This window comes from Acidimicrobiales bacterium, assembly GCA_035536915.1.
Classification (GTDB): domain Bacteria; phylum Actinomycetota; class Acidimicrobiia; order Acidimicrobiales; family JAHWLA01; genus JAHWLA01.
In genome coordinates, this window is sequence record DATLNE010000031.1 from 31,620 (window position 1) to 51,870 (window position 20,251).

Below are 20,251 nucleotides of genomic sequence, written 5' to 3' on the forward strand. Positions count from 1 at the left end.
GTTGGTGCGAGTCAGGTGCCCGATCGGGCATCGAGCAGGGCGCCGAGGTGGGCGTCGACCACCAGTCGGGCATCGCTCCCGTCGAGGGCCACCGACCAGATGCCGGTGTCGTCGGGGCAGGGCGCCTGCGTGCACGGCTGGTTGTCGGGCAACACCGAGTCGGGCGGGAGCAGGTCGACGACGAGGCGGGTGCTGTCGGCGAACCACACCGGTCGACGTGTGACCCGCTCGCGCACGACGGCATGGCGAGCCGAGCCGTCGGGACGCAGCAGCATGACGCCGGACGACGGCCCCCCGAACCCGACGGTGACGGCGATCCAGGCCCCGTCGGGTGACCACGAGAGGTGCCCGTACCAGTCGCTCCCGGGGACGACGCCGAGGTCGGCTCCGGTGCGGTCGGTCAGGCACACGCGGGCATAGCCGCCTGCCGCGCACTGGTAGGCGATGCGCCCGTCGGGGGCCACCGTGGGGGTGACGCCACCGCCGTCGAGGTCGCGCACCCGCTTGAGCGCCCCGGCGCGGACGTCGACCGCCCACAACGCGTGCGTGGGCTCCACCAATCCCTGCCTGCGCACGAACACGACCGTGCGGTTGTCGGGCAGCCACACCGGGGCAGCGGCGGCATCGCGGTCGGAACCGTCGAAGATGCGCCGGTCGGCCACCCACAGGTCGTCGTCGTCGCCGCGCACCAACGACGTGCCGTCGGGCGACCACCGCATCTCCATGCCGGTGGGGGACTCCACAGGGCGCACGGTGCGATCCAGCCCGTCGACCTCGGAGAGGCCGCCGTCGTTGACGAGCACCCACGTGCGTGGCGCGAAGGCCGGAGCCAGTGGCCGTACGCCCGGAACGGAATCCGACAGGCGGGGCGCCTGTGGTGCGACGACGGTGGCGCCCCCCGCTGTGGGCGGCGGCGGCGTTGCGACAACGCTGGTGTCGACCGGAGAGCCTTCAACCGCCGGGCCAGCGGGAGTCGAGACGTCGTACCCGATCGGCCCGCCGGCCATGGCGACCGCCACGGCCACCGCCGAAGCAAGCGCAGTCGTCGCCAGTCCGAACCGTCGCCGACGCGCACTGCGCAGGCGGGCCGAGCGCCGCAGCACGTCGTCGTGCAAGTCGGCAAACGGCCGTTCGGGCAGGACGAGGCTGTCGATCATCGTTCCTCCATGCCGGCCCGTAGTCGGCGAAGCCCCCGGTCGACATGACGGCGCACGCTGCCCTCGGCGATGCCGAGCACGCGGGCGACCTCGTGTTCGGGGAGGCCGAGCAGGAAGCGCAAGGCGACGGCTTCCCGCTGGCGCCTCGAAAGGCGCCGCAACGCCGAGGTGAGCACCAGGCGCGACGCCACCTCGTCCTCGAACGAGCTCGGCGGCGCGGCGGGGGCGGGCGCCGGTCCTCGGCGCACGACGTCGAGGGCTCGGTTGGTCGCTACCCGCACCACCCAGGCGTCGCGGTGCGCCGCCGAACCGAGCCGGCCCCAGCGGTCGTGGAGGCGGCCGAGCACGTCGGCGGCCACGTCTTCGGCCGCCGCGGTGTCACGCAGGATGCGATGGGCGGCGCGGAAGGCCAGCAGGAACAGCGGCCGGAAGGCCTCGTCGAAGTCGGCGGCCACCACCACTGGTGGGGCGATCGCTCGGAGATCGGCGGCGGTGACAACCATCTCCCGCTCAACGAGCGGGCTGGCGGTTTGAGTGACAGGGGCCGGCGGGTATTTCTAGGTGCTGGAGACGTACAGCTGCTCGGCCAGCGAGGGGCCGAGGGCGATGGTGCCGTCGGACAGCTCCAAGGTGAGCGTGCCGTCGGGCGCCTTCGAGCGCACCTTGGCGTCGGCGCCGGGCGTGAAGCCGTGGGTCGACAGGTAGGTCAGCGTCTCCAAGTCGAGCTCGACCTGTTCCATGACCCGCTCCAGGCGCACCTGCGCACCGGGCTCGGCGTCCGACAGCGGCACCACGTCGGGGGCCACGCCCGCTGTGCCGGGGATGGGGTTGCCGTGGGGGCAGGTGCTGGGGTTGCCGAGCAGCGCCACCAAGCGCTCTTCCACCTCGTCGGAGATGACGTGCTCCCAGCGGCACGCTTCCACATGGGCCTTGTGCCACGGCAGGCCGATGACGTCGGTCAACAGCCGTTCGGCCAGGCGGTGCTTGCGCACCACGCTCTCGGCCAGCGTGCGCCCCTTGTCGGTGAGGGTGACGGCCCGGTCACGCACGTCGAGGTAGCCCTCGCCCCGCAGGCGCCGGATCATCTCCGAGACCGAGGGCGCCGAGTGCCCGAGCCGTTCCGCCAAGCGCGCCTGGATGACCTGCGTGCCTTCCTCCTCCAACTCGTGGATGGCTTCGAGGTACTCCTCGAGCGGAGGGTGGAACCCGTCGGACATAGCGTCGAAGTCTACGCCCTTAGGTGCGCCTAACATCGGCCCGACCATGCGCCGGCCCGCCCTCGTCGTCTTCCTCGTCGTGTTCCTGGCCGGGCAGGCCGCAGTGGGGATGCGGGCCTCGCGCACGGCGGCCACAACCGGCGACGAGCCCTTCTACCTCTTGACCGTGCAGTCGCTGGTGAGCGACGGCGACCTCGACCTGCGCGACGAGTACGCCAACGAAGAGATGCGCTCCTTCTGGGACGGCACCGTCCCGTTGTGGAAGCAGATGACGCCCGCACCCGACGGGCGATTGCTGGCGCCGCACGACCCGGGCCTGCCGTTGCTGCTGGTGCCCGCCTACGCGCTCGGAGGGCTGCGCGGCGTGCAGCGGTTCCTCGTGTTGCTGTGGGCGCTGGCCATGGCGGCCATGGCCGTCGTCGCCCTGCGCACCAAGGCCCCGCAGTGGGCGGCCGTGCTCGCCGCCGTGGCCGTGGGGGCGGGCGTGCCCGGCCTGGTCTACGGCTCGCAGGTCTACCCCGAGGCCACCGCCGCGCTGCTCCTCAGCCTCGCCCTGTTGCTGGTCACCGACGAGCGGGCTCGCCCGTTCCTCTTCGCCGCGGTGTTGTTCGCCCTCGCCTGGTTGGGCGTGAAGTACGTGCCCCTCGGCACGGTGCTCGCCGTCGGCTACGCCCGCCGCCATCCCGTCGACAGGCGAGCGGTGGCCCTGCTGGCCCTGGGCGCGGTGCACTTCGTGTGGTGGCACCAGCACACCTTTGGCGGCCTCACCCCGTACTCCACCAACATCGTGTGGTCGGGCGAAGGCGACAGTTCGATCCTGGCCGACCACGTCGACTGGGGCGGCCGTTCCTATCGCCTCTACGGCCTGTTCCTCGACGCCCGCTTCGGCCTCTTCCGCTGGCTGCCCCTTGCCCCGCTCGCCCTGTGGGGCATCACCCGCCGCACGGCGGCGTACCTGGCACCCCTCGCCGTGTGCGTGCTCATGGGCACGTTCGTGTCGATCACCATCATGGGGTGGTGGTTCCCGGGCCGCATGCTCATCGCCGGCCTGCCCGTGCTCGTGGTGCTGATCGCCCACGGCGCCGCCCGCCTGCCCCGCACCGCCGCCGTGCTCGCCGCTTGGTCGCTGGCCGTCGCCGCCGCCGTCGCCCTAGCCGCCCACACAGAAGCCATCCGCTTGGCCGTCGACCCGTTCACAGTGGGCTTCCCGCTCCCGCCGCACCAGGTGTTCCCCGACTTCCGGGCCTTCGGTGCCCGCCAGGTCACCCTCACGATTGCCTGGGGCGCGGCGCTTACGATGCTGCTGTGGCGAAGCTCCTCCTCCTCGACGGCAACTCCCTCGCCTACCGGGCCTTCTTCGCCCTTCCCACCGATATGGCGACCGCTTCGGGCCAGGTGACCAACGCCGTCTTCGGGTTCACCTCCATGCTCGTCAACCTGCTGAAGGACCACCGGCCCGACAGCATCGCCGTGGCTTTCGACCGGCCCGAGCCCACCTTCCGCCACGAGATGGTGCCCGACTACAAAGCGGGCCGAGCCGAAGCCCCCGACATCCTGCGACAGCAGATGGGCCTGGTGCGCCAAGTGGTGGAAGCCCTGCGCATTCCCCTGCTGGAGCAGCCCGGCGTCGAAGCCGACGACATCATCGCCACCCTGGCCACCCAGGCCCGCGACCGGGGCGACGACGTCATCGTCGTCACCGGCGACCGCGATGCCTACCAGCTCGTCGAGGACCCGCACGTGAAGGTCCTCTACAACCGGCGCGGCGTGAGCGACTACGTGCTCTACGACGAAGCCGGCATCAAGGAGCGCACCGGCGTCACCCCGGCCATGTACCCGGAGTACGCGGCGCTGCGGGGCGACCCGTCCGACAACCTGCCCGGCGTGCCCGGGGTGGGGGAGAAGACGGCGGCCAAGCTGCTCAACGACTACGGCAACCTCGACGGCGTGTTCGCCAACCTGGCCAAGTGCACGCCGAAGCTGCGGGAGAACCTGGGTGCCTACGAGGAACGGGTGCGCCTCAACGCCCGGGCCACGCCGCTGATGCGCGACATCGCCATCGACTGCGACATCGACCAGTTGAAGATGGGCGGCTGGGACACCGAGGAGGTGCGCAACCTCTTCAACTTCCTCGAGTTCCGCACGCTGTGGGACCGCTTGCTCGAAGCGGTGGGCACCGCCCCCGCACCGGGCGAAGAGATCGCCGTCGAGGCCTTCGAGGTCGAGGTGCGCCGAGGGGCCGCCGCAGTGGACGAACTGGCCGACGGCCCGGTGGCCGTCACCGCGGCGTGGACCGGCATCGAGGGGCGTTCGCCCTTGGCCGGCGTCGCCCTTTCCGACGGCGAGGTGGCGGCCTGGGTGTCGGCCGAGGAGATCACCGCCGCGCTGCTCGACCGGCCCGTGCACGCCCACCAGGCCAAGGAGCTGATGCGTGCGCTGCGCCGCCAGCACGGCATCGACGTGCGCACGCTGGAGGTCGACACCGCCATCGCCGCCTACCTGGTCGACCCGGCCGAGACCCAGTACCTGCTGGAAGAGCTCTGCACCCGCTATGCCCAGATCGAGGTCCGATCGCCCGACGCCCCGCCCGCGGGCCAGCTCGACCTCGACGGCACCGCCACCGACCCGGCCGAAGAAGCAGGGCGCCGCGCCGCGGCGATCGCCCGCCTGGTCCCGCCGCTCACCGCGGCGTTGGAAGCCCGCGCCCTGCGCCCGCTCTACGACGACATCGAACGCCCCCTGGTGCGCGCCTTGGCCCGCATGGAGGACATCGGCGTCCGCGTCGATGCCGACTACCTGCGCAGCCTGGTGGCCACGCTGACCGAGGAAGCCCGTGCCCTCGACACCGAGATCCAAGAGCTGGCGGGCCACCCGTTCGTGGTGAACTCCACCAAGCAACTGCGCACAGTCCTCTACGACGAGCTCGGCCTCCAGCCGCAGAAGAAGACCAAGACGGGGTTCTCCACCGACGCCGCCACCCTTGAGAAGTTGAAGGGCGTCCATCCCATTGTCGACAAGCTGTTGCGCTATCGGGAAGTGGAGAAGCTGCGCTCCACCTACGGCGAAAGCCTGCTCAACGAAGTCGACCCCGCCGACGGCCGCATTCACGCCACCTTCCAGCAGACGGTGGCCCGCACCGGCCGACTGTCGTCGGACCGGCCCAACCTCCACAACATCCCAATCCGAACCGAGGAAGGGCGCCAGTTCCGCCGGGCCTTCATCCCCGAAGAGGGTTGGGACCTGTTGGTGGCCGATTACAACCAGATCGAGCTGCGAGTCATCGCCCATTTGGCCGAAGACCCGGGGCTCATCGAGGCCTTCACGTCGAAGAGCGACATCCACAATGCGACCGCCTCGCGGATCTTCGCCGTCGACCCGGGCGAGGTGACCATGGCGCAGCGTTCGAAGGCCAAGATGGTCTCGTACGGCTTGGCCTACGGCATGGAGTCGTACGGATTGGCCCAGCGACTCGGCATCCCCGTCGACGAAGCGGCCGAGATCCTCAACGCCTACTTCGTTGCCTTCCCCAACGTGAAGGCCTACATGGAGCGGACGGTGCAGGAAGCCCGCAAGAAGGGCTACACCGAGACCTTGTTCGGCCGCCGCCGCCTCATCCCCGAGCTGTCGTCGTCGAACTTCCGCATCCGCCAAGCAGGTGAACGCCAGGCCATGAACGCAGGCATCCAAGGCTTGGCGGCCGACATCTTCAAGGTGGCGTTGGTGCGCCTCGACGATGCGTTGGAACGAGAGCAACTGCGCAGTCGATTGATCCTCCAGGTACACGACGAGGTAATCCTCGAAGTGCCGCCCGAAGAGCACGACAAGGCCGCCGAATTGACCCTCGCCGCCATGCGGGGAGCGTGCGAGCTTCGCGTCGACCTCGAAGTCAACCTGTCGTGGGGCAAAAGCTGGGCCGACGCCAAGGGCTGACAAAGCTCCCGCTGCGTGCGTTTCGCGTCACCCGCGGACTATGTACATGACTACCTGAAAGCATCATCCTGCCCCCAGGTCCTTGCTATCGGCTTTGATCGTCTGTTCTATGACCGATGAGGGGGATATGACGGGGGAAACGGACACGCAGGCCGTGACGGGTAGTACGGGCGTGCCGGAGGAGTTGCTCCTGCTGCGGCGGGCAACCAGCGCAGTGGCCAATGCGGGCGACCTGGCGGACGCTTTGCGCGACGTCCTGCACCTGGTGATGCAGCGCACCGGGTGGCTGGCTGCTGCCGCCTGGCTCTGCGAGGCCGACGCCCTGCTGCCCAGTGGTGACGTCGGTGCCCTCGACGTGGACGTGGCCACGACGGCATGGCGCCACAACCGTGTGGCGTGGGGCTACAACAACGTGGCTGTGCCGGTGCTGGCGGCCGACGAGCTTGTCGCCGTGTTCTGCTTCAACGTCGGCGTGCGCACCGTGCACGACGACGCCATGGTCGACGTCGTGGCCTTGGTGACCGCCCACCTCGGCAGCCAGATCCGACGCCGCCAGCTCGAAGACCGCGTGGCCGCCGTGCAGCACGAGCTCGCCCGCTACAACCGGGAGCTCGAAGCGGCCAACGAGGACCTGCGACGCTCCAACGCCGACTTGGTGGAGTTCGCCTACGTGGCATCCCACGACTTGTCGGAGCCGCTCCGGGTCATCTCCGGCCACGTGCAGCTCCTGGCCCGCCGTTACGAAGGCAAGCTGGGCGACGACGCCGACCGTTACATCGCCTTCGCCGTCGACGGGTGCAACCGCATGCAGTCGTTGATCAAAGACCTGCTGGAGTACGCGCGGGTGGGCCAGTCGCCGCTGGCGACCAAGGACGTCGACTGCAACCGGGTGATGGACGAGGTGATGATCGGGCTGTCGTCGGCCATCGCCGACGGCGGCGCCGACGTGCAGGTGGGCGTGCTTCCCGAGGTGCACGGCGACCCCGGCCAACTCCGGGAGCTGTTCGCCAACCTCGTCGCCAACGCCGTGAAGTTCACGGTGCCCGGCGAGGTGCCGGTGGTCACCGTCGCCGGGGTCCCCGACGGCCGCTACGTACGTTTCGCCGTTGCGGACCACGGCATCGGCGTGCCCGAGCGGCACCGCGAGCGCATCTTCCGAATGTTCCAGCGACTCCATGCCCGTGAGGACTACGAAGGCACCGGCATCGGCCTCGCCATCTGCCGGCGCATCGTCGAGCGCCACGGCGGTCGCATCGAGGTGGAAGACACGCCCGGCGGTGGCGCCACCCTCGTTTTCACCCTGCCGGCTTCACGAAAGGTTTTCGGATGACCACCGCGGCCATCAGCCCCATCCAGATCCTCTTGGTAGAGGACAGCCCGGGCGACGTCGCCCTCACCACCGAGGCGTTGCGCGACGCCCGCATCGCCAACGACCTGCACGTCGTGGGCGACGGCGAGTCAGCCATCGCCTTTTTGCGAGGCGAGGGCGACTACGCCGAGTCGCCGCGCCCCGACCTCGTGCTGCTCGACCTCAACCTGCCCCGCAAGGACGGGCGCGAGGTGCTGGCCGAGATCAAGTCGGACGAAGCGCTCCGCCGCATCCCGGTAGTCGTGTTGACCACCTCGACGGCCGAGGTCGACATCCTCAAGAGCTACGACCTGCACGCCAACTGCTACATCAGCAAGCCCGTGGACTTCACCGAGTTCCTCGGCGTCGTGCAGTCCATCGAAGGCTTCTGGCTCTCGATCGTGCGACTGCCGAAGGACGAGTTGTGAACGCCGCTCCGGAAGCCTTGCGCGTCCTTCTCGTAGAGGATTCGCCGGGGGATGCCGCCTTGGTAAAAGCGGCATTGGCCGAAGGAGCCCCGCACGCCTACCTGCGTTGGGTACCGACGCTGGCCCAAGCCGACGCCCTGCTGCACACCGCGCCGTGGTCGTGCGTCCTGCTCGACCTCGGCTTGCCCGACGGCACAGGCGTCGAAGCGCTCGACGTGGCGCTGTCTGCCGCGGTCGACACCCCGGTCGTCGTGCTCACCGGCAACGACGACGAAGCGGCAGGCCACGCGGCCGTGGCCGCGGGCGCCCAGGACTACCTCGTCAAAGGCCAGGTGTCGCCTGCCCTCGTCGTGCGCGCCGTCGAGTACGCCGTCGAGCGGCACCGGTTGGGACGCGAATTGCAACTGCTGCTCGACTCGGCAGGCGAGGGCGTCTTCGCCACCGACATCGATGGCGTCTGCACGTTCGTGAACCGGGCCGCCTGCGACATGCTCGGCTACAAGCCTGCGGAGATCCTCGGGCGCTCCCTTCACGACCTGGTGCATCACACCAAACGCGATGGCACGCCGTACCCGCGCGGGGAGTGCCGCATCCACCAGGCCATGCTCGACGGCCAGGAATTGCGCATCGACCACGAGCTGCTCTACCCCAAGGACGGGCCGCCGTTCGAGGCCGAGCTCTCCTGCGCGCCGCTGGCCGACAACGGCAGCATCAAGGGCGCCGTGGTGTCGTTCTCCGACGTCACGGCTCGCCTGCAAGTGGAAGACGCATTGCGCGCCAGCGAGGCCCGCTACCGCACCATCGTGGAGACCGCCGAGGAAGGCATCTGGCTGCTCGACAACCAAGGCGTCACCACCTTCGTCAACACGACCATGGCGCTCATCCTCGGCCGCGACCCGTCCGAGATCGTGGGCACGCCGGCCGCCGAGTACCTGGGTTCGGCCACGATCGGCTGGGACGAACAACGCGTCGAAGCCCGCCTGATGCGCGGCGACGGCGAAGAGGTGTGGGCGTTCCTGGCTACCAGTCCCACCTACGACGAAGCGGGGGAGCGGACCGGCATCCTCGCCATGGTCTCCGACATCACCGCGCGCCGGCAGGCCGAGCAAGGGCTGCGCCGGCTGGCGGCCATCGTGGAGCACTCCAACGACGCCATCTTGAGCCTCGACCTCGACGGCAACGTGCTGAGCTGGAACTCGGCTGCGGAGCGCACCTTCGGCTTCGAGGCCGATGCCATGATCGGCCGCTCCGTGCAGGCCATCATTCCGCCGGAGCGGGCCCACGAGCTCGACTACGTGCTCAGCGAAGTGCGGCGGGGCCGCAGCGTCGAGCACCTCGAGACCGTGCAGTTGCGTAGTGACGGCCGCAAGCTCGACGCGTCGATCACCGCATCGCCCACCCGCGACGCCGACGGCACCTTGGTCGGCGTCTCCGTCATCGCCCGCGACATCACCGAACGCAAGCGGGCCATGACGGCGCTCGCCGTGCAGACCGAAGTCCTCGCCATGGTGGCCCAGGGCCGGCCGTTGCGCGAGACGCTCGACGCGGTCATCGGCATCGTCGAAGGCGAGCTGTCGGAGTACACATGCGAGATCACGCTCGACGACGAAGGCCGCACGGCCGACGAGGGCGACGGCACCGGTTGGTCGGTGGCTGTGCGCGGCGAACGCGAGAACCGTGTGCTGGGCGCCATCACCGTCCGCCACGCCGGCGACGAAGCACCGTCGTCGGTGGTCATGGCCCGCGCCGAGCTCGGCGCTCGCCTGGTGGCCATCGCCGTCGAAAGGACGCGCTTCGAGGAGAGGCTGGTCCACCAAGCCCTGCACGACGCGCTGACGGCGCTTCCCAACCGCACGTTGTTCATGGACCGGTTGCGCAACGCGCTGGCGCGCGGCGTGCGCGGCGGCGTGGCCACGGCGGTGTTGTTCCTCGACCTCGACCGGTTCAAGGTGGTCAACGACAGCCTGGGCCACGCTGCGGGCGACACCCTCCTGCAACAGGTGGGCGAACGGTTGCGGCGGGTCCTTCGGCCGGGCGACACCATCGCCCGCCTCGGCGGCGACGAGTTCGCCGTGCTGTGCGAAGACCTCTCCGACCAACGGCAGGTGGCCGAAGTGGCCAACCGCGTGCAGCGGGTGCTCGACCAGTCGTTCGTCATCGACGGGGCCGAAGTACACGTGAGCGGCAGCATCGGCATCGCCTTGGCCACCGACCCGGACGCCACGCCCGAGTCGTTGCTGCGTGACGCCGACGCCGCCATGTACCGCGCCAAGGACCGCGGCCGCGCTCGTTACGAGGTGTTCGACCAGGCGTTGCGCACCCAGGCCATGCGGCGCCTCGACATCGAGAACGCCCTGCGACGCGCCGTCGACGGCAACGAGCTGCGGGTGCACTACCAGCCCGAGGTCGACCTCATAACCGGCGTGGTGACGGGAGCCGAAGGGCTGGTGCGCTGGCAGCACCCGGAACAGGGGCTGCTGCTGCCGGGGGCGTTCATCCCCGTGGCCGAAGAGACCGGGCTCATCGTGCCGCTCGGCATGTGGGTGCTGGAGGAGGCCTGTCGGCAACGGCGGGCGTGGACCGACGCCCATCCGGAGTGGCCGGCGCTCGGCATCTCCGTCAACATCTCGGCCCGCCAGTTGGCCGGGAGCGAGCTGCCCGAACAAGTGGCCGCCGTACTCGCTCGTCACGGCGTGCCGCCCGCGGCCCTGTGCTTGGAGATCACCGAGACCGTCCTCATGGACGACGTCGAAGTGGTGTCGGTGGCCCTCGACGCCTTGCGCCGCCTCGGCGTGCGCGTGGCCGTCGACGACTTCGGCACCGGCTATTCGTCGCTCGTGTACCTGAAGCGGTTCCCGGTGCGGCGGTTGAAGGTCGACCGTCGTTTCGTGGACGGCTTGGGCCACGACCCCGACGACGCCGCCATCGTGGCGGGCGTGGTCAGCCTGGCCCATGCCTTGGGGCTGGAGGCGGTGGCCGAAGGGGTGGAGCGGCCCGAGCAACTTGCTGCCCTGCGGGCCACCGAGTGCGACCTGGCCCAAGGCTTCCACTGGAGCGCGCCGCTGCCCGCCTCCGAGTTCGAACAGTGGATGAGCGCCAACGGCACCTCGTGGGCCACGCCCGGCGCCCTCGGCCACGACAACTCGCGAGCCCGCACGCTGGCCGCCGCGGCGGGGTCGGAAGCTTCGGTGCTGCAAGCGGCAGGCGAGGCCCGCGCCGCCCTGGCATCGGCCCGCACCAAGGCCGACGCCGTCGCCGCGCTGTCCGCGCTGGTGCACAACCTGGGCGGCACCGTGGTCAAGGCCTCGGCCGGCGATCCGCGAGCCATCCCGGTCGATCTGTCGTTCGGGTTGGGCGAGCCCCTGCTGCCTGCGTGCGACTCGTTCTCCGTGGCCCGCATGCACCTGATCCGCCTGCTGCCGGTGATGGTGGAAGAAGCCGAAGCCGCCCTCAGACGGTGACCCCCGTCCCGAGTACATAGCCGGTGAAATTCGCCGGCCATGTACTCGTGTTGTCGGGCGCCGGCAGGATTCAGCCATGCGGCATTGGTTCGAGCCGGTGGCCGACCACCTGGGCGAGGCGTACTTGCGGTACTCGTTCACCAAAGGGACCGAGCAGGAGATCGACTTCCTCGTCGAGGCGCTCGGCCTGCGCCCCGGTGCCCGCGTGCTCGACGTGGGCTGCGGCCCGGGACGCCACGCGCACGCGCTGGCCCGCCGGGGCATCGAGGCCCACGGCGTCGACATCTCCGAGCGTTTCGTGGAACTGGCCCGGCGCGACGCGCCGACCGGCGCCACCTTCGAGGTGGGCGACGCCCGCGCCCTGCCCTACGACGGCGACTTCGACGCGGTCATCTCCTTGTGCCAGGGCGGCTTCGGCCTGGTGGGGGAGGACGACCCTGCCGTGCTCGACGGCATGGCCCGCGCCACCCGCGATGTCGTCGCCCTCTCGGCGTTCTCCGCCTACTTCGCCGTGCGCTTCCTCGAAGAGACCGACAGCTTCGACGCCGCCGCGGGCGTCAACCACGAGCACACGACGGTGAAGAACGAGGCGGGGGAAGAGGCCAAGTTCGACCTGTGGACCTCGTGCTTCACCCCGCGAGAGCTCCGCTTTCTGTGCGCCCGCAGCGGCCTTGCCGTCGAGCACCTGTGGGCCGTCACCCCCGGCGCCTACGGCCGCAACCAGCCCGACCTCGACCATCCCGAGTGGCTCGTGGTGGCTCGTAAAGCCGGCGGTAGTACCCTTTCTTGAGCCGTCGGCACCAGGTCGACGCGATTCCTGTCCGAACCGAAAGCGACCTACCTCCATGTCCGACGTCACCCAGACCACCGAAGTGCCCACTGCTGTCGACGACGCAGACGAGTACGTCCCCAAGCAGATCACCGAGGACGACCTTGGGGGCATGTCCCTCGAAGACGCCATCGCCGGCACCATCGTCGAGTTCGACGACGGCGACATCGTCAAGGGCACCGTGGTCAAAGTCGACAAGGACGAGGTCCTGCTCGACATCGGCTTCAAGTCCGAGGGCGTGATCCCCGCCCGTGAGCTGTCGATCCGCCACGACGTCGATCCCTCAGAGATCGTCAGCATGGGCGAGGAGATCGAGGCGCTCGTCCTCCAGAAGGAGGACAAGGAAGGCCGCCTCGTCCTGTCCAAGAAGCGGGCCCAGTACGAGCGGGCCTGGGGCACGATCGAGCAGATCAAGGAAAACGACGGCGTCGTCACAGGCCCGGTCATCGAGGTCGTCAAGGGCGGCCTCATCCTCGACATCGGCCTGCGCGGCTTCCTCCCCGCGTCGCTGGTCGAGCTGCGCCGGGTGCGCGACCTCCAGCCCTATGTGGGCAAGACGCTCGAGGCCAAGATCATCGAGCTCGACAAGAACCGCAACAACGTCGTGCTCAGCCGCCGGGCGTGGCTGGAAGAGACGCAGAAGGAACAGCGCGAGGACTTCCTCACCAACCTCAAGCCCGGCGAGGTTCGCCGCGGCGTGGTGAGCTCGGTGGTGAACTTCGGCGCCTTCGTCGACCTCGGCGGCATGGACGGCCTCGTGCACGTCTCCGAGCTGTCGTGGAAGCACGTCGACCACCCCTCGTCGGTCGTCAACGTGGGCGACGAGATCGACGTGCAGGTGCTCGACGTCGACCTCGACAAGGAGCGCATCTCCCTCTCGCTCAAGGCCACCCAGCAAGACCCGTGGCAGGAGTTCGCCAACGCCCACCGCGTCGGCGAACTGGTCTACGGCCGGGTCACCAAGCTGGTGCCGTTCGGCGCCTTCGTCCAGGTGGGCGAAGGGATCGAGGGCCTCGTGCACATCTCCGAGATGGCCGTGCACCACGTCGACCTCCCCGAGCAGGTCGTCACCCCCGGCGAAGAGCTGTGGGTCAAGATCATCGACATCGACCTGGCCCGCCGCCGCATCAGCCTATCGATCAAGCAGGCCGCCGAAGGCGGTGAAGTGGCCGCCGAGTACCGCGAGCACTTCGGCGAGCACGCCTACGACGAGCAGGGCAACTACATCGGCGTCACCGAGTTCACGCCCGACAACGAGGCGCAGGCGGCCTGGGCCGACTATGCGGCGGAGTACGGGCTCGACCCCAAGACGGGCGAGGCGCTGGAAGGCACGGCTGCCGCCGAGGCGCCCGCCGAGGCGTCGGCCGAGGCACCCGCGGAGGCGCCCGTCGAGGAGGGCGGCGAAGCCACGCCGGCCGAGTAGCAGGCGGTGCTCGTCGTCGGGCTTACCGGCGGCATCGGTTCCGGCAAGTCGACGGTCTCGGCGCTGCTGGCCGAGCGCGGCGCGGTGATCATCGACGCCGACGCCGTCCATCGAGAGAACATGGCACCCGGGGGCCGCGTCCACGACGCGGTCCTCGGCCGTTTCGGGACCGTCGACCGACCCGCCTTGGCCGCCATCGTGTTCAACGACCCCGACGCCCTGCGCGACCTCAACGCGCTGACGCACCCCGCCATCGGCGAGGTGATCGTCGAGCGGTTGGCGGCCGAGGCCGACACCGACCATGTCGTCGTGCTCGACGTGCCGCTGCTGGTCGAGTCGATCAACCCCTATCCGGTCGCGGGGTTGATCGTGGTCGACGTGCCGCCTGACGTGGCGGTGCAGCGGCTGGTGCAGCAGCGGGGCATGGACGAAGCCGATGCCCGGGCACGCATGGCGGCCCAGGCCACGCGGGAACAGCGGCTGGCCGCCGCCGACTTCGTGATCGACAACAGGGGATCGCTCGACGAGCTGCGGGCCGAGGTCGATCGGTGTTGGGCATGGATCCGTTCGCTCTGACCCCGTTCGCCTTCTTCTTCGTGGTCGCCGGCGTCTTCGCGCTCGTCATCGCTGTCGCCGTGCACCAGTGGCAGGCCAAGAACCGCCGGCGCGAAGCCCTGGCCACCTGGGCCCTGACCCGGGCGATGACGTTCGTGCCCGTCGACAAGTCGATGCCCACCCGGTTCGACTTCGCCCTGTTCGAACGGGGCGACGGGCGAGGGTGCGACAACGTCGCATCCGGCACATGGGAGGGCTTCGACGTCCACGTCGCCGACTACTGGTTCTACGAGGAGTCGAGCGACAGCAAGGGCGGCCGGTCACGCAACTACCGGCGCTTCTCCGTGGTGCTGTTGCGCATCGACGCAATGGTCCCCCATGTGCGCATCGAGCGCGAGACGGCGTTCTCCCGGTTGGCAGACCACGTGGGCTTTCGCGATATCGAGTTCGAGTCGGAGGACTTCAACCGCCGCTTCGACGTGCGGGCCGACGACCGGCAGTTCGCCTTCAAGCTGCTCGACGCACGGTTCATCGAGTGGCTGCTGGCGGCCACGCACAAGCATTGCTACGAGGTGAGCGGGCCCTGGTTGCTTGCTTACAGCGAGCAGTTGCCAGTCGAGCAGGTGCCGACACTGCTGTCGTCGGCGCAGGCGTTCGTCTCGCACATCCCTCGGCTCGTGTGGGCCGACTACGGAAAGGCGTCGTCGTGACCGGAGTGTGGGTCGTCCTCGGGGCCATCGTCGTCCTCGTGCTGGCGGTGGTCGTCTCCTACAACCGCTTCGTGAGCCAGCGGAACCTGGTCCGCAGTTCGTGGGCCAACATCGACACCGAGTTGCAACGCCGCTACGACCTGGTGCCCAACTTGGTGGAGACGGTCAAGGGCTACGCGGGCCACGAGCGCGAGACGCTCGACGCCGTGGTGCGCGCACGGGCCACCGCGCAGGCGACGGAAGGGCCGCCCGCGCAACAGGCCGCGGCGGAAGGGCCGTTGGTGGGGGCGCTGCGCCAACTGTTCGCAGTGGCCGAGGCGTACCCGGCACTGCGGGCCAACGAGAACTTCGTGCAACTGCAGCAGGAGCTGGCCGTCACCGAGGACCGGTTGCAAGCGGCCAGGCGCTTCTACAACGCCAACGTGCAGGAGCTGAACCGGCGGGTGCAGGCGTTCCCGTCGAACCTCATCGCCCGCCAGTTCGGCTTTACCGAGGCGCAATACTTCGAGATCGAGGCGGCCGTGCGCGACGACGTGGCCCGACCGCCCCGGATCGAGTTCTAGGCAGCACGCCGACTAGCGTCTCCTCCTCGTGGAAGAAGCACTGCGCGAGCGCGTCAACGCCATCACGTGGCATCACGCCATCGACTTGGGCAACGGCATCGTCACCCCCGGCAGGGCGGGGCTGGCGGCAGGGATGCCGCTCGGCACACTGCCCGATTTCAGCGAGCGCAGCGTGCTCGACATCGGTGCGTGGGACGGCTACTACTCCTTCGCTGCCGAGCGGGGCGGCGCCACGTCGATCACTGCGCTCGACCACTACGCCTGGGGCGTCGACCTCAAGGCTCGCGACGTCTACTGGGACCAGTGCCGGGCGCAAGGCACGCTGCCCGAGCACGACCGTGACGACACCGACTTCTGGCTGCCCGACCTGCCGGGCCAGTCCGGCTTCAACCTGGCCCGTGAGGTGCTGGGCAGCAAGGTCGAGCCCAAGGTGGGCGACTTCATGAAAATCGACCTCGACGAGTTGGGCGTGTTCGACGTCGTGCTCTACCTCGGGGTGCTGTACCACATCAAGGAACCCCTGACCGCCATGGAGCGGGTGCGCAAGGTGACCCGCGAGGTGGCCGTCATCGAGACCGAGGCGGTGTGGCTGCGAGGGCTCGAGGACACCGAGCTGATGCTCTTCTATCCGGGCACCGAGCTCAACAACGACTTCGGCAACTGGTACGTGCCCAACGAGAGGGCACTGCACGGCTTGTGCCGGGCCGCCGGGTTCTCACGGGTGGAGACCACCATCGGCCCGCCCCACATCGGCCCCCGCACGCAGGCCAAGCGACTGGCCAAGGGCAACCCGATGCTGAAGAAGTTGAACTACCGCATCGTCGTCCACGCCTTCCCGTAGCCCTCGGACCTCAGACGAGGAACTCGACCCACAGGGGAAGGTGGTCCGACATCTTCCACGACAGGTCGTTGGTGTCGAGGTCGGCGAAGACCACGTCGACGAAGTTCACGCAGCCGGCCTGGCCTGCGTAGGTGAGCGAGAGCGCGGGCGCCTTGCCCTCGCCGTTGAACCAGGCGATCTGGTCGTAGTGGTTGGCTGTCGGGTCGTTCGACGAGATGGTGCGAGGCACCTCGTGCAGCTCGGGCGGCACCCAGAGGTCGGTCGACATCAGCGCCTGGTAGTTGGGGTCGTCGCGGCGGTCGGTGTTGAAGTCGCCGAGCACCAGCAGGTTCTGGTCGTAGGCGTTGACGTCGAGGGCCATGTCCTCCACCCACTTGGCGATGGCAGCCAACTCCGGCGTGCGGTCCTGTTTGCGCTTGCCGTAGAGGACGTGGAGCGTGACGAGGATGAAGGTGGCCTTGAAGTCGCGGCCTGCCGACAGGAAGCTGACGGCGTACGGGGTGCGGGCGAACTGCTCGACGCCCTCGGCGTAGTCGGCGGGCAGCACCAGTTCGCAGGCCAGCCCCGACATGCGCGCTCGCCGTGTGTCGAAAAGGAAGGCCATGCGCTCGTCGTTGCCGGGCTTGCCGCGGGTGACGTCGGTGAGCACGAACGACCAGTCGGGGCCGAGCAGCTTCAGCAGGTGGCGCAGCGCCTTGAGGTTGCCGCGCACCTCCTGGATGCCGATGACGTCGAAGCGCGAGACGATTTCGGCGATGCACGCCAAGGCGTGGTAGTCGCGCTTGGGGCTGGCGTCGGGCGGGGCCTGCCAGGCCTCGGTGAGGTCACCGAAGGCCCTGATGTTCCAGGTGGCGATCAGCAGGTTGTGGTCGAGTCGCTTGCGGGGGACCTTCTCGTCGAGGGCGGCGCCCAGGCGGGCCACGTCGTCGGTGACCGCCTTGGGCGGGCGCGACAGGTCGAAGGGCTCGGGCACGGCTCGGACGGTACGGACGGGGCCGAGCGCCGTGCGACCTCCATCCGGGTGAATCTCCTGTCGCCCGCCCGTCCCCCGCACCGAAGTTGCGCCCGAAACGTTGCGGAATCCGCAACGTTTTCAGGGCAAGTTCGGCGGCCGGCCCACCACCCGGCGGCACCCTCCGAAATTGTCGCACCCCCTCGGTAGCCTGGTCCCCGTGCCGCCGTTCAAGGTCGTATCCGATTTCGCCCCCGCAGGCGACCAACCCAAGGCCATCGAGCAGTTGGCCCATGGCATCCGCCGCGGCGACCGGTTCCAGACGCTGCTCGGCATCACCGGCTCGGGGAAGTCGGCGACCATGGCGTGGACCATTCAGGAGGTGCAGCGGCCCACCCTGGTCATCGCCCCCAACAAGTCGCTGGCCGCCCAGCTGGCCAACGAGTTCCGCGAGTTCTTCCCCGAGAACCGGGTCGAGTACTTCGTCTCCTACTACGACTACTACCAGCCCGAGGCCTACATGGCCGCCAGCGACACCTACATCGAGAAGGACAGCTCCGTCAACGACGAGATCGACCGGCTGCGCCACTCGGCCACCTCGGCGCTGCTGGGCAGGCGCGACGTGATCGTGGTCGCCTCGGTGTCGTGCATCTACGGCTTGGGCTCGCCCGAGGAGTACGAGCGCCAGATCCTGCGGCTCAAGACCGGGGCGCGCCACGACCAGCGCTACATCCTGTCCAAGCTGGTCGACATGCGCTACGAGCGCAACGACATGAACCTGGTGCGGGGGAAGTTCCGGGTGCGGGGCGACACCATCGAGGTGCATCCGGCTTACGAGGAACATGCGGTGCGAGTCGAACTGTTCGGCGACGACGTCGAGCGCATCTCCCGTATCGACACGCTCACGGGCGAGCACCTGGGCGACATCGACGACCTGACGATCTTCTCGGCCACCCACTACGTGACCGGCGAAGACCGCATGCGCAAGGCCATCACAACCATCGAGCAGGAGCTGCAAGAGCGGCTGGCGTGGTTCGAGAAGGAGGGCAAGCTCCTCGAAGCACAACGGCTGCGCATGCGCACGCAGTACGACCTGGAGATGATGCAGGAGCTGGGCTACTGCAACGGCATCGAGAACTACTCCCGCCACCTCGACGGCCGGGCCCCCGGCGAGGCGCCCTACACGTTGCTCGACTACTTCCCCAAGGACTACCTGCTCATCCTCGACGAGTCGCATGTGACCGTGCCGCAGCTCCACGGCCAGTACGAGGGCGACCGGTCGCGCAAGGAGACGTTGGTCGACCACGGCTTCCGGCTGCCGTCGGCCAAGGACAACCGGCCGCTGCGCTTCGACGAGTTCTACGAGAAGGTCAACCAGTGCGTGTTCCTGTCGGCGACCCCGTCCAAGTACGAGATCTCCCAGTCTGCGCAGGTGGTCGAGCAGATCGTGCGGCCGACCGGGCTGGTCGACCCCGAGATCGTGGTGAAGCCCACCAAGGGGCAGATCGACGACCTCATCGAGGAAGTCAACGCCCGCATCGCCAAGGGCGACCGGGTGCTGGTCACCACGTTGACCAAGAAGATGGCCGAGGACCTGACCGACTACCTGCTGGAGATGGGGCTGCGGGTGCGCTACCTGCACTCCAACATCGACACCATCCAGCGCATCGAGATCCTGCGCGACCTGCGGCTGGGTGAGTTCGACGTGCTCGTCGGCATCAACTTGCTGCGGGAGGGGCTCGACCTGCCCGAGGTGTCGCTGGTGGCCATCCTCGACGCCGACAAGGAAGGCTTCCTGCGCAGCGAGACGTCGCTCATCCAGACGATCGGACGAGCGGCCCGCAACGTCGACGGCCAAGTGGTCATGTACGCCGACAAGGTGACCGACTCCATGCAGCGGGCCATCTCGGAGACCCACCGGCGCCGCAAGCTGCAGATCGCCTACAACGCCGAGCACGGGATCAACCCGGAGACGATCCGCAAGGCGGTCACCGACATCCTCGCCCACCTGCGCCCGGCCCAGGGGGCGCCGGTGCCGGGCTCCGACAAGCGCTCCCGCAAGCGCGACAAGGACCGCAGCGACTTCGCCGAGCTTCCCCGCGACGAACTGGGCAGGCTCATCCGCACCCTGGAGGAGGAGATGCACGAAGCGGCCGGCGACCTCCGCTTCGAGTACGCCGCCCGCCTGCGCGACGAGATCAACGACTTGAAACGAGAGCTACGGGAGGTGGTGTGACCGGGGCGCGCGATGTCGGGTGGGGTGCCCTTGCCGCCGTCATGGCCGTCGCCCTCGTGGGCAACGTGGTCGGCGTCGTCGCTGCCGGGGGCCGAGGCGACGTGTTGCAGGCGCTCAGCGGCGTAGCGGGGCTGTTCGCCGCCTACTGGATCGGGATGGGCGCTTGGCGCCGCACCACATGGGGGGTGCTCTTGGGCAGGGAGTGAGCAGCCGACCCGGCACACATGCACGGCGATTGCCCGCCGCAGGGCGAGCGCCGAGCGGCGCTCGCGCACGGCCGATGCCGAGACAGCCGCCACGCGGGCGGTGCGAGCGCGCCGCGCCAAATCTGCCCGCATCCCGGTGAAAGGCCCTCGCGCACGGCGATGCCGCAGCCCGTCGCGCGTGGCGTGCGCAGACGCCGCGCGTTGGTCCGCCCGCATGCGGGCGCCGGGTGGCCGCCGCACATGCCGCCCCTCAGTCGGTCGCTCACCCATGCCGAGGGTGCTCTGTAGGCGGTGTGCGCACGTGCGGTCGGCCTGCCCGACCGCTGTCCCGAGCGACTGCGCCGCCGCAGCCGCAGTCCACGGCGCCGTCCGGCGTGGCCAGTGGCAGCAGCGGT

17 protein-coding genes are annotated in these 20,251 nt (G+C 69.2%); 13 read left to right on the forward strand and 4 right to left on the reverse strand.

The window, feature by feature from the left end; translation table 11 throughout:
- Positions 1-11: 11 nt before the first annotated feature.
- The 3 genes from VM938_07675 to VM938_07685 are packed head-to-tail and all read right to left on the reverse strand — an operon-like array spanning position 12 to position 2,374.
- On the reverse strand, positions 12-1,157 hold the full coding sequence (locus VM938_07675; protein ID HVF74913.1) for a hypothetical protein: 1,146 nt from the start codon (positions 1,155-1,157) through the stop codon (positions 12-14).
- Entirely contained in the window at positions 1,154-1,660 is a 507-nt protein-coding gene (locus VM938_07680) for a sigma-70 family RNA polymerase sigma factor (GenBank protein HVF74914.1), read from the reverse strand. Before VM938_07680 ends, VM938_07675 begins: the two co-directional genes overlap by 4 nt.
- A 54-nt stretch (positions 1,661-1,714) precedes the next feature.
- Positions 1,715-2,374 (reverse strand): metal-dependent transcriptional regulator, encoded by a 660-nt coding sequence (locus tag VM938_07685; protein HVF74915.1) that lies wholly within the window; start codon positions 2,372-2,374, stop codon positions 1,715-1,717.
- A gap of 46 nt (positions 2,375-2,420) precedes the next feature.
- On the opposite strand from VM938_07685, the gene VM938_07690 reads away from it, so the two are divergent.
- The 11 genes from VM938_07690 (at position 2,421) to VM938_07740 (ending at position 16,462) form a co-directional block, all read left to right on the forward strand.
- Positions 2,421-3,773, forward strand: a complete 1,353-nt coding sequence (locus VM938_07690; protein ID HVF74916.1) for a hypothetical protein — start codon at positions 2,421-2,423, stop codon at positions 3,771-3,773.
- Complete coding sequence (gene polA / locus VM938_07695; GenBank protein HVF74917.1) at positions 3,680-6,304, forward strand: DNA polymerase I; 2,625 nt, start codon at positions 3,680-3,682, stop codon at positions 6,302-6,304. The genes VM938_07690 and polA overlap by 94 nt, the downstream gene beginning before the upstream one ends.
- 154 nt (positions 6,305-6,458) lie before the next feature.
- Positions 6,459-7,634, forward strand: coding sequence for an ATP-binding protein (locus VM938_07700; protein HVF74918.1), 1,176 nt, complete (start codon positions 6,459-6,461; stop codon positions 7,632-7,634).
- Entirely contained in the window at positions 7,631-8,080 is a 450-nt protein-coding gene (locus VM938_07705; GenBank protein ID HVF74919.1) for a response regulator, read from the forward strand. Before VM938_07700 ends, VM938_07705 begins: the two co-directional genes overlap by 4 nt.
- Positions 8,077-11,541: an EAL domain-containing protein gene (locus tag VM938_07710; protein ID HVF74920.1), complete on the forward strand. Its 3,465-nt coding sequence runs from the start codon at positions 8,077-8,079 to the stop codon at positions 11,539-11,541. The genes VM938_07705 and VM938_07710 overlap by 4 nt, the downstream gene beginning before the upstream one ends.
- A gap of 76 nt (positions 11,542-11,617) precedes the next feature.
- Positions 11,618-12,331: a methyltransferase domain-containing protein gene (locus VM938_07715; GenBank protein HVF74921.1), complete on the forward strand. Its 714-nt coding sequence runs from the start codon at positions 11,618-11,620 to the stop codon at positions 12,329-12,331.
- A 55-nt stretch (positions 12,332-12,386) separates the two neighbouring features.
- Positions 12,387-13,793 carry a 30S ribosomal protein S1 gene (gene rpsA, locus VM938_07720; protein ID HVF74922.1) on the forward strand — a complete coding sequence of 469 codons (1,407 nt, stop codon included), beginning with the start codon at positions 12,387-12,389 and terminating at the stop codon, positions 13,791-13,793.
- A 6-nt stretch (positions 13,794-13,799) separates the two neighbouring features.
- Positions 13,800-14,369: a dephospho-CoA kinase gene (gene coaE, locus VM938_07725; protein ID HVF74923.1), complete on the forward strand. Its 570-nt coding sequence runs from the start codon at positions 13,800-13,802 to the stop codon at positions 14,367-14,369.
- Positions 14,351-15,058: a DUF3137 domain-containing protein gene (locus tag VM938_07730; GenBank protein HVF74924.1), complete on the forward strand. Its 708-nt coding sequence runs from the start codon at positions 14,351-14,353 to the stop codon at positions 15,056-15,058. Before coaE ends, VM938_07730 begins: the two co-directional genes overlap by 19 nt.
- Positions 15,055-15,621, forward strand: a complete 567-nt coding sequence (locus VM938_07735; protein ID HVF74925.1) for a LemA family protein — start codon at positions 15,055-15,057, stop codon at positions 15,619-15,621. The genes VM938_07730 and VM938_07735 overlap by 4 nt, the downstream gene beginning before the upstream one ends.
- A gap of 28 nt (positions 15,622-15,649) precedes the next feature.
- Positions 15,650-16,462, forward strand: a complete 813-nt coding sequence (locus VM938_07740; protein ID HVF74926.1) for a methyltransferase domain-containing protein — start codon at positions 15,650-15,652, stop codon at positions 16,460-16,462.
- A 10-nt stretch (positions 16,463-16,472) separates the two neighbouring features.
- Here VM938_07740 and VM938_07745 read toward each other — a convergent pair whose 3' ends face one another.
- Positions 16,473-17,435: an endonuclease/exonuclease/phosphatase family protein gene (locus VM938_07745; protein HVF74927.1), complete on the reverse strand. Its 963-nt coding sequence runs from the start codon at positions 17,433-17,435 to the stop codon at positions 16,473-16,475.
- A 199-nt stretch (positions 17,436-17,634) separates the two neighbouring features.
- Here VM938_07745 and uvrB point away from each other — a divergent pair, with 199 nt between their 5' ends.
- Both uvrB and VM938_07755 read left to right on the forward strand, forming a co-directional pair.
- On the forward strand, positions 17,635-19,650 hold the full coding sequence (gene uvrB / locus VM938_07750) for an excinuclease ABC subunit UvrB (GenBank protein HVF74928.1): 2,016 nt from the start codon (positions 17,635-17,637) through the stop codon (positions 19,648-19,650).
- Entirely contained in the window at positions 19,647-19,856 is a 210-nt protein-coding gene (locus VM938_07755; GenBank protein HVF74929.1) for a hypothetical protein, read from the forward strand. The genes uvrB and VM938_07755 overlap by 4 nt, the downstream gene beginning before the upstream one ends.
- Positions 19,857-20,251 lie beyond the last annotated feature (395 nt).